Genomic DNA, 10,376 nt, shown 5'->3' on the forward strand with positions numbered 1-10,376 from the left:
AACTTTGGTCTGTTTAGCTCTTTTTTATTTCTTAAACTTAATTGACGTTGTGTTTTATTCTTTCCTGTTCAGTTTTCAATGTCCTCATCAGCAAGTTTGTTTCCTGCCGACTCATATATAATACAATTAATTTTTAATAAAGTCAATAACTATTTATAATTTTTTTAATTTTTTTCAAAAAAAAGAATGGATCCATAAGACCCATTCTAAATTTTCTACTATTCTCCACCTAAATCTTTTACATCATTTTCAGTTATCTTATCACCGTTTTCAACACAATCAATAAGTTTAGTAATCTTTTTAACATATGATGCGTAAGGTTTCATAACATAGATTGATGTACCATGCATTGAATAAGTTTGATCTGTCATATACCCTTTTCCATCAAGTTGTACATTGAAAACATCCCATTCAGCATTATCATCTAGTTGCATATTAATTAATGATTTAATTTCGTCAGAAGACATGTTTGTTTCAAAGCATCCTTCGATTGCTGTTAAGATCCTTTGAAAATTAGTAATAATCTTTGGTGACATTGCCTTATTCAACATTGCTTTTAATAATTTTTGTTGGTTACGTCCTCGATCATAATCTCCACTTGGTAAATTATATCTTTCTCTTACAAAACATAGCCCTTTATCACCATCTAATTCATTTTCACCTTTTACAATATGATAGTTACCATGTCTTGTTGTAAATTCATAATCAGAATCAACAGTTACTCCGCCTAATGCGTCAATAATATTTGTAATACCACTAAAGTTTGTTCTTGCATAATAGTTAACATCTAAATCTAAAAAGTCTTCAATCGTAGAAATAGTCTCTTCAACACCATAGATACCAGTATGTGTCAATTTATCCATTTTACCATTTTTATGAAGTTCAATTTCACAATCACGTGGAATACTTGTCATTAAGATTTGTTTAGTTTTTGGATTAACAGTAACAATTAAGTTAACATCACTTCTTGATACTGTTGATACAGAACCATATGTATCGATTCCAGTTACATATACATTAAATGGCTTTTCAGTTACATCTGTTACTGCTGTTGTTACTGATTTTGCTTTTTTATCAAATTCATATGTTTTTACAATTCTTGTTTCTTCATCAAAGCCTTCATGATTTAACTCTAACATTGATTTATATTGTGTTCCAACAACAATTGCATCTACTTCTTTATTATAAAGAGCATCTGCTAATTGAGAATATGTATCATATGTCGTATACTTTTGTGTATCAATCGTTTCTTCCATTTGTGCTAAAGCTTTATTTAATGTAGCTTTTTCTTTTTCATATGATCTACCAAAATTAACACCTTTTAAACCATCAAGTGATGCTGTTCCATAATCACTATTTTTTAAAACAATGACATTGATAGCGTATTTTTGAGTTGTTGTTTGTACATTATTTAAGAAAGTATTTCCTCTTGCAGCAAAAGTACTTCCAATTACTAAAACAATTGAAACAATTAAACTCAACACTTTAGAAATAATAGTTCTTTTACTTGTTTTCCCTTCAACAATTTTTTTCTTTCCTGTTTGAATAATAATCCAAAACAATAAAACCAATGCTGCCAAAACAGCAGCTAAAATAGCAAAGTATTTAACAGGTAATAATTTTGTTAAATACACAAAATATAAAAGGACACCAGATGCGACAACTTGTAATGTCAAAATAAGTGCTCTGGATGTCATAAATCGCATAAATTTATTTTGTTTCATAATCATCCTCCATATGTTGGTTAATTCTCGTTTATCATAGCACAATCGACATTTTATAGCAAATCGCCACTATTTTCTAGATAACATCCAAATATATACTGATTATCTTCTATTTTTGACAATTTTTTCCCATTATATTTTCTACATATTTCTTCTATCAAATATTCATTCTTCTTAAAATGATGATCAACGACAATCCCATTTTCAATCAAGCATCTTATCTTAATAATTGTATAATATCTTTGACTTTCTATCGTATAATGAATTGCTTTATGTGTTGTTTTTTGACTAAGAACAATCGCATGATCCAATAAAAATTTTAAAATAGTGGCTAAGTCATAAGAAGAAACACCTTGATAAATTTGATCAGAATAAGTTCCATAAAAATCAATCTGATGTTCCTTCATGATTTCTGTATACCGATTAAAAACATAATTTAACACAATGTTGTTTGTGTGAATAACCTCTGTCGGTATTTCTAATGATATATCTTGAAGTTCAATTTCCTGATTTTCTTTTAAATCTTTAACAAGCTTTTTATAATCATGAATAATTTTGTTATATTTTTTACTTTTTTGATTAGCAATTTCCACAAGTGTTTCTTCATACTGTAATGCTTGTTCATGAATTTTTCGATTCATTAAACGTTGATAGTACTGCGTCATTTCTAAACATAATATATAAATCAATACAATCATCATTAATGAAACTACATACAAACAAATAATCGATGATAAACGCATTTGATTCATCAGATATTCATTAAAAGTATAAAGATCTAAAAAAATAATAGCTACAAGTGTTATCATAACAAAAAACCAAATATGTTTATTTAATTGAAACTCTTCCTTCAAATACTTTTTTAAATAAAAATATTCTATCAACCATATTCCCTTAGAAATAAAAGTAATCAAATATCCTAAATATCCATCATAAGCATAAACAATATAATATAGTGATTGTTGATTTAATAAAAACATACACAATCCATTAATAAGCAACATATTAACATTCACAAAAATAAGTTTAATTATCTTATTATAAATGTCACCATCATAAAAAAGATGAATATATATTAAGCTTATAATCAATAAGATAATGCCTCCATAACTTATAGCAAAATATTTATTCATCATTAAAGATAAAAAACTCATAAATACTATAAAGAATATTTTATTATACTTTACCTCTTCTCTATTTTTAAAGAATAAATCAAGATACATCACATAAATTAAATTTTCTATCAAAACATAAATAATATCTAAAAATAATTTCATCGTATTTTATATTCCTGATAAGCTTCTTTTACAGAATTTTTATATTTATAACTTAAAGGTAGTTGTATTTCATTTTCTAAAACCACCATCATTTCTTTTAGATTAATGTATTGAACATATCTCATATTTACAAGGATTCCATAAGAAATTGTAATAAAATCATTTTTCTTTATCTTCTTAATAAAATCTTTGAAAGTAGAACGTATTTTATACTCCTCTCTTCCATGAATTACAATATAATTTTTATCTGTATGTATATATTGTATATCATCATAATATATCGCAACAATTCGATTACCACTTTCTACAATAATTCGATCGTGATCTGATTCTAATTTTTTAAGTAATCTATTCATCTTATTGTGAATATCTTCTTTTAATTTCTTTTTTCTAATAAAATCAAAAATATCATAATCTATGCTTTTATAAACAATATGATCATATTTAGTAATGATGATTCTAATGTATTTACTCATTTGAGTTTCTTTAAAAAACTCAAATGCTGTCATATTTTCCATCTCATAGTCTATATAAACAACATCAAAATAATCAATTTCATCAATCAACAACTTTGCTTCTTGAAAATATGATACTTCAAACATTTCATACTCTTGTAAGCAATTATGTATTTCTTCTAAAAAGTTTTTTTCATCATCTAAAATTGCTACTTTATACATTATTTCATCTCTTGAACCATTTTTACATACTCCACAATTGTTTTATATGTTCTTCTTGTTTCTTTGTTTTTCATAAACTCTTTTGGCATATAAATATGGTCTTTAGCTTCTGCTTCTCTTTCATCTAATGGAATAGGTGTATTGACAACTCCTAAAATATAATCACATGAAACATTAAAAAATTTAGCCATTTCAGCAACTAAATATATATCTGGGATGGTTCTATTTTGTTCATAAAACTGTATTGTTTTCAATGATACCTTAAATACTTTTGATAATTCCTTTTGTGTCATTCCTTTTTCTAATCTTAAATATTGTAATCTCTCTCCTAACATTATTTTGTCCTCCATAAAAAGATTCTCGTTTGATAAATAAAGAATTGCGATATTCTACTATTTCAAATAGTATTATATACTTTTTAATCAATAACATTCTAGTTAATTTTCCCACTATTTCTTTAATTTTCCCTAATAGTATCAAATTTTATTTTTTTCTATAAAATAAAATTGAAATCAAGAAAGGAAGTATTATATATGAACCATCTTGCTAAGTATCTAACAATGAAAATAATTCCTAGAGAATATGAAAATGATTTAGATCAAATTGAACTTGCAATTTATGGAATGGAAGGATTGTTATGCAACCTTTCTACCCTTTTTGTAGCAATTATTTTATCATTCATTTTTCATACAACTTACGAATTCGTTTTATTCATTTTCTTTTTTATACCATTAAGATTATCCTATAAAAGTTTTCATTGTTCATCATTTCTACAATGTCTTGTCTTTTCAAACATGATCATTCTCTTTGCCTCATATTTTATTAAATATGTTACAAATATTCCTTTTTTAAGATTGATATGTTTGAGTTTAATAGTAGCCAATTACACTTTATCTTTTGAAAAAAACAAAAGACTTCATTGCATAGAAATATTGATTTTATACTTATGCTCTTTTATTGATTCATCTTTACTTGTTATTTACTTGATTTCTTTATTTATTAACACTATTTTAATTTTATTGAAAAGAGGTGAAAATCATGTTTAAAGGATTATTTGATTTATTAGTTGGTTTTGCAGCAGTTTTAGATGTACCTCCTTCATGGTGGATCTTATATGAGCCAAAGAAACCCCAAGCATTAAAAAACAAATAAAAAGATGATAAAAACTATCATCTTTTTATTTTCTATTTTATAATATTTCTATGGAAAAATATTATACAACAGGACAATTTGCGAAAATGGCAGGTGTCACATTAAGGACAATTCGATATTATGATAAAATAGGGCTTTTAAAACCATCGCATATTCTAGACAATGGATATCGTCAATATTGTAATAAAGATTTAATTACTCTTCAAAAGATTCTTGCTTTAAAAGAACTTGGATTTTCACTAGAAGAAATCTATCCTCTTATTATAGATAATGATAAAGATAGTTTTAAAGAATCTTTAAAACTACAAACTTCTTTGATTAACCAAAAAATGAATCATCTTAATAATTTAAAAGCAACCATTAAAAGCACTGAAAAAATTTTAGAACATGATCAAATTTCTTGGGAAAAGATTATTGAACTCATTAATCTCACAAATAATGATGAAAACATTATTCAACAATATTTCAATAGTCAAAACTTATCTACACGTATTTATCTTCATGATCATTTTTCTATTAATAAGGAAAGTTGGTTTGAATGGCTCTATCATCAAATAGACTTTTCTCATGTTTATCAACTTTTAGAAATTGGTTGTGGAAATGGAAAACTATGGGAAAATAATACCTATAATCTAAGAAATAGAGAGATTTTCTTATCAGATATTAGCGAAGGAATGTTAGAAGATACCAGAAAAAAACTTGGTAATGATTATAACTATATTGTTTTAGATGCTCAAAATATTCCTTTTAAAAATCATTTCTTTGATACGGTGATTGCAAATCATGTTCTCTTTTATCTGCAAGATTTGAATCTTGGTCTTTTGGAAATATCTCGTGTTCTTAAGGATTATGGAATATTCTATTGTACAACTTATGGTAAAAATCATATGAAGGAAATTACTGAAATTGTTCATAATTTTGATTCACGTATTCAACTATCTAATAATAACCTTGTAGAACATTTTGGATTAGAAAATGGAGAAACTCTTTTAAGCCCTTATTTTAAACAAATTGAATTAAAGAGGTATGATGATTATTTAATAGTTGATGACGCTAAAGCGTTAATGAACTATATAATGAGTTGTCATGGCAATCAAAAAGAATATTTAGGATATCGTTTAAAAGAATTTCAAGCTCACCTTGAAAAAATCATTGATGAAAATAATGGAATTAAAATTACTAAAGATTGTGGTTTATTTATTTGTAGAAAGTAGTCATACTTTAAGTGTGACACTTTTTTTATTGATAAAATGAAGAAATTTTATATTTTGTATTGACACTTACGTAACGTCATGGTTTATTGTTTAGGAGTAAACAAAAGGAGGTACTTCTATGAAAGGTATCGTATTAGCAGGAGGATCTGGAACAAGACTTTATCCTCTAACACAAGTAACAAGTAAACAATTATTGCCAATTTATGACAAACCAATGATTTATTATCCTTTGAGTATTTTAATGGATGCAGGAATTAAAGATATTTTAATTATTTCTACACCTGATGATACTCCTCGTTTTAAAGAATTATTAGGTGATGGACATCAATTTGGTATTTCACTTCAATATAAAGTGCAACCATCTCCTGATGGATTAGCTCAAGCCTTTATTTTAGGTGAAGAATTTATTGATGGTGAAGCCTGTGCCATGATTTTAGGAGATAATATCTTCCATGGTCATGGTTTATCAAAACGTTTAAGAAGAGCCGCAAATAAAGAAGATGGTGCTACTGTTTTTGGATATTATGTTGATGATCCTGAAAGATTTGGTGTTGTTGAATTTGATGAAAATGGAAAAGCTATTTCATTAGAAGAAAAACCAGCTCAACCTAAATCAAATTATGCTGTCACTGGTTTATATTTCTATGATAAACATGTTGTAGAATACGCAAAACAAATCAAACCATCTGCACGTGGTGAATTAGAAATCACTGACTTAAATAAAATCTATCTTGAAAAAGGTAATTTAGATGTTGAATTATTAGGTCAAGGATTTACATGGTTAGATACAGGAACTCATGAAAGTTTAGTAGATGCAACTAACTTTGTGAAAACTGTTGAAACTCATCAAAACAGAAAAATCGCTTGCCTTGAAGAAATTGCTTATAACAACGGATGGATTTCTAAAGATGAATTAAATACAGCATATGAACTTTATAAAAAGAATCAATATGGTAAGTATTTAAAAGATGTAATGGATGGAAAATTTATAGATCAATAAAAAGGAAGTAAAAAAGATGAAAGTTATTGAAACAAAAATTCCAGGTGTTTTAATTGTAGAAACAGATGTTTTTGGAGATCACCGTGGATACTTTACAGAAACTTATTCAAAACCTAAATATGAAAAATTAGGTATTACTGTTGATTTTGTACAAGACAATATGTCTTTTAGTGCACAAAAAGGAACTTTACGTGGTTTACATTGGCAAAACCCACCTTATGCACAATCTAAATTAGTATCTTGTACTAAAGGAAAAGTTATTGATGTTGCAGTAGATATTAGAAAAGGAAGTCCAACATTTGGTGAATGGGTTTCTGTTGAATTAAGCGCTGAAAATCATCGCCAATTCTTTATTCCACAAGGATTTGCCCATGGATTCTTAACTTTAACAGATGATGTTGAATTTAGATATAAAGTAGATAATGTGTATAATAAAGAATCTGAAGGTGGTATGCGTTATGATGATCCAACAGCTAATGTTGATTGGGGATCATTATTAAATGGTATTGAACCTGTTTTAAGTGAAAAAGATCAAACAGGACCAACTTTAGAAAATTCAAATAATCAATTTGTATACGAAGGAGATAAATAAATGAAAATTTTAGTAACAGGTGGTGCAGGTTTCATTGGTGGAAACTTTGTACATTATATGGTTAATAAATATCCAGAAGATATGATCGTTAACTTAGATAAATTAACTTATGCAGGTAACTTAGAAACTTGTAAACCAGTTGAAGGTAAACCAAATTATAAATTCGTTAAAGGTGATATCGCTGATAGAGAATTTATCTTTGATTTATTCAAAAAAGAAAAATTTGATGTTGTTGTTAACTTTGCAGCTGAATCACATGTAGATAGAAGTATTGAAGATCCTGAAATCTTTGTTAAAACAAATGTTATGGGAACAACTACTTTATTAGATGCATGTAATGAATTTGGTATTAAAAGATATCATCAAGTATCTACTGATGAAGTTTATGGTGATTTACCATTAGATAGACCTGATCTATTCTTTACAGAAGAAACACCATTACACACATCTAGTCCATATAGTTCATCAAAAGCTTCTGCAGATTTATTCGTATTAGCTTATCATAGAACTTTTGGATTACCAGTAACTATTTCAAGATGTTCAAATAACTATGGTCCTTACCATTTCCCAGAAAAATTAATTCCATTAATTATTTCTAGAGCATTAAATGATGAAGAATTACCAGTATACGGTACAGGGGAAAACGTACGTGATTGGTTACATGTTTATGATCACTGTGTTGCAATCGACTTAATCATTAGAAAAGGTCGTGTTGGAGAAGTTTATAATGTTGGTGGACATAACGAAAGAACTAACTTAGAAGTTGTTAAAACAATCTTAAAAGCTTTAGGTAAACCTGAATCATTAATCAAATTTGTTTCTGATAGAAAAGGTCATGATATGAGATATGCAATCGATCCAACTAAATTAGAAACTGAATTAGGATGGAAACCAAAATATACATTTGATACAGGTATTCCTCAAACAATTGATTGGTATTTAAATAACAAAGAATGGTGGGAAAACATCATTTCTGGTGAATATAAAAACTATTTCCAAAACATGTATGTAGATAAAGGAAGAGTTGAAGAATAAAAAACAAATGGATCTCGTCATGAGATCCATTTTTAATTAAACTGATATATATTTTTATCTAAATATTCACTACTTTTTTGTACTTCTTCATTAATATAATCTTGGCCATATTTTTCAATAATCGTTGGTAATTCAGAAAATAGATTCGTACCTAGTGCTAACTTATTCCCTTCTATATTGAATCCCATTGCAGCCAATGTTGTAGGATACATATCCATATGTGTAAATTGTCTATTTTTTATTTGATCAGTCGTCACTTTAGAATTAATAAAACAATTGTATGTCGTTCTTTGGTAATCTGACGGAACATCATTAACATATTGTTGTGCCATTGTTGGATGATCCCCAACTAAAACAATGGTTGTATTTTCATACCAAGATTGACTTTTACACCAATCAATAAAACTATTAATAAGTTTTGATTGACATGCATATATATTTTCATATCTATTTTCATATGTATCAGGGCAATATTTACATAGAAACCCCTTAGGCATATGACAATCTATAGTTGCCATCGTAAAATTGAATTTACCTGTTTGTGCAAGCTGCGTAATCTCATTCTTAGCTAATTCGAATAATTTATAATCGTCTAATCCCCATTGATTAAGTTCATTACTTTTAAATGAATATTCCTGTTTTAACGAATTAATATCACATATTTTATCAAATCCATGCTGTAAAAATAATTTATCTGTCCCAGCAAATTCTTTTTGAGAACCAATCATAAGTTCTTGTATATATCCGTTTTCATTTAAAATATCTCCAATTGTTTTAGCACCTGGCATAAATCGATTTTGTTGATCCATATCATTAGCAACTTCAACTTTTAAAGGTAATCCTGTAAATTGTGATGTCATGGATGCAATCGTCCAAGTTGTACCTGTAAAAGGTAATGCTCCACCTAGTTGGTCAGTATTAGAAAAATTAGTATTTTGTTTCGCTAATTCAGTTAATTCAGGTAAACAGTTAACATTCTTGATACCACCATTTTCAGTGTCTAAAAAAGTATTTTCAAATGATTCTAAATAAATATAAATAAGATTATTTGTATTATCTCCACTAATTTTAACATCTTTGGGATTCTGATAGATAATTGTACTATCTCCTATATATTCAGTATTTTTCTTTTTATGTACTTTCTTTTTTTTGTTATAAATTGTTGTTTTTTGAGATTGATAATTGAAATAAGCAGTAACATTATAACGGTTATTTGTATATAATAAACTTAATATCAATGTTATTACAATCAATAGAGAGCCCATGCACTTTAAATATTTGAAAGCTTTAGATGAACATTTTCTACGTAGATATAAAACACCAAAAATAAAAAGAATACTTAAAACAAATGATACAACAATTACTCTAATGATATAAGAAAAAATAACTGATGTATCTGTTCCACTCGTAGGTGATAAAAAAGTGAATAATATTTCTTGAAACTTTACATTTCCAAAATTATTATAAATCCAAATATTCGAGTTCAATAAAAGGATATTAATAAAAATAATTATTGTAAAAACTGTAAGTAAAATCTTATTTTTTTTCTTCAACAGGATCACCTCACATTTATATATAAAAAAAGAAGGAACTGGCAACGAGCTATTTTCGCACAATGTACTATCTTCGCCGCGATGATGCTTAACTTCTGTGTTCGGAATGGGTACAGGTGTGTCCATCATGCTATCATTACCAGATTCTTCTT

The 10,376-nt window shown here is 27.2% G+C and carries 11 protein-coding genes and 1 rRNA gene; 6 read left to right on the forward strand and 6 right to left on the reverse strand.

Features of this window, described 5'->3' with window-relative positions:
• Nucleotides 1–218: 218 nt before the first annotated feature.
• From OCV55_RS13780 to OCV55_RS13795, 4 genes are read right to left on the reverse strand one after another with little or no spacing between them, the layout of a single operon-like run.
• Nucleotides 219–1,724 (reverse strand): LCP family protein, encoded by a 1,506-nt coding sequence (locus tag OCV55_RS13780; RefSeq protein ID WP_147580909.1) that lies wholly within the window; start codon nt 1,722–1,724, stop codon nt 219–221.
• Between the two features lie 53 nt (nt 1,725–1,777).
• Entirely contained in the window at nt 1,778–3,001 is a 1,224-nt protein-coding gene (locus OCV55_RS13785; RefSeq protein WP_147580910.1) for a hypothetical protein, read from the reverse strand.
• On the reverse strand, nt 2,998–3,678 hold the full coding sequence (locus OCV55_RS13790; RefSeq protein WP_032089395.1) for a LytR/AlgR family response regulator transcription factor: 681 nt from the start codon (nt 3,676–3,678) through the stop codon (nt 2,998–3,000). The genes OCV55_RS13785 and OCV55_RS13790 overlap by 4 nt, the downstream gene beginning before the upstream one ends.
• A complete protein-coding gene (locus OCV55_RS13795; protein ID WP_172583748.1) occupies nt 3,678–4,013 on the reverse strand; it encodes a helix-turn-helix domain-containing protein in 336 nt (111 codons plus the stop codon). The genes OCV55_RS13790 and OCV55_RS13795 overlap by 1 nt, the downstream gene beginning before the upstream one ends.
• A gap of 198 nt (nt 4,014–4,211) precedes the next feature.
• On the opposite strand from OCV55_RS13795, the gene OCV55_RS13800 reads away from it, so the two are divergent.
• The 6 genes from OCV55_RS13800 (at nt 4,212) to rfbB (ending at nt 8,671) form a co-directional block, all read left to right on the forward strand.
• On the forward strand, nt 4,212–4,724 hold the full coding sequence (locus tag OCV55_RS13800; RefSeq protein ID WP_032089396.1) for an accessory gene regulator B family protein: 513 nt from the start codon (nt 4,212–4,214) through the stop codon (nt 4,722–4,724).
• A complete protein-coding gene (locus tag OCV55_RS13805) occupies nt 4,717–4,830 on the forward strand; it encodes a cyclic lactone autoinducer peptide (protein ID WP_081918857.1) in 114 nt (37 codons plus the stop codon). The genes OCV55_RS13800 and OCV55_RS13805 overlap by 8 nt, the downstream gene beginning before the upstream one ends.
• A gap of 50 nt (nt 4,831–4,880) precedes the next feature.
• The gene (locus OCV55_RS13810; RefSeq protein ID WP_147580911.1) at nt 4,881–6,044 is read left to right on the forward strand and encodes a MerR family transcriptional regulator; all 1,164 of its coding nucleotides are present in this window, start codon (nt 4,881–4,883) and stop codon (nt 6,042–6,044) included.
• A gap of 118 nt (nt 6,045–6,162) precedes the next feature.
• A complete protein-coding gene (gene rfbA, locus OCV55_RS13815) occupies nt 6,163–7,044 on the forward strand; it encodes a glucose-1-phosphate thymidylyltransferase RfbA (protein WP_032089398.1) in 882 nt (293 codons plus the stop codon).
• Nucleotides 7,045–7,060: 16 nt separating this feature from the next.
• Nucleotides 7,061–7,636, forward strand: a complete 576-nt coding sequence (rfbC, locus tag OCV55_RS13820; RefSeq protein WP_022001318.1) for a dTDP-4-dehydrorhamnose 3,5-epimerase — start codon at nt 7,061–7,063, stop codon at nt 7,634–7,636.
• Complete coding sequence (rfbB, locus tag OCV55_RS13825; RefSeq protein WP_022001319.1) at nt 7,637–8,671, forward strand: dTDP-glucose 4,6-dehydratase; 1,035 nt, start codon at nt 7,637–7,639, stop codon at nt 8,669–8,671.
• 32 nt (nt 8,672–8,703) lie between these two features.
• Here the strand turns inward: rfbB and OCV55_RS13830 are convergent, their stop codons facing one another.
• Together OCV55_RS13830 and rrf are read right to left on the reverse strand one after the other, a co-directional pair.
• A complete protein-coding gene (locus tag OCV55_RS13830; RefSeq protein WP_267309956.1) occupies nt 8,704–10,224 on the reverse strand; it encodes an LTA synthase family protein in 1,521 nt (506 codons plus the stop codon).
• A 36-nt stretch (nt 10,225–10,260) separates the two neighbouring features.
• Nucleotides 10,261–10,368 (reverse strand): 5S ribosomal RNA (gene rrf, locus OCV55_RS13835).
• Nucleotides 10,369–10,376 lie beyond the last annotated feature (8 nt).

It is taken from the genome of [Clostridium] ammoniilyticum, assembly GCF_025566905.1.
GTDB classification, from domain to species: Bacteria; Bacillota_I; Bacilli_A; order Erysipelotrichales; family Coprobacillaceae; genus Faecalibacillus; species Faecalibacillus intestinalis.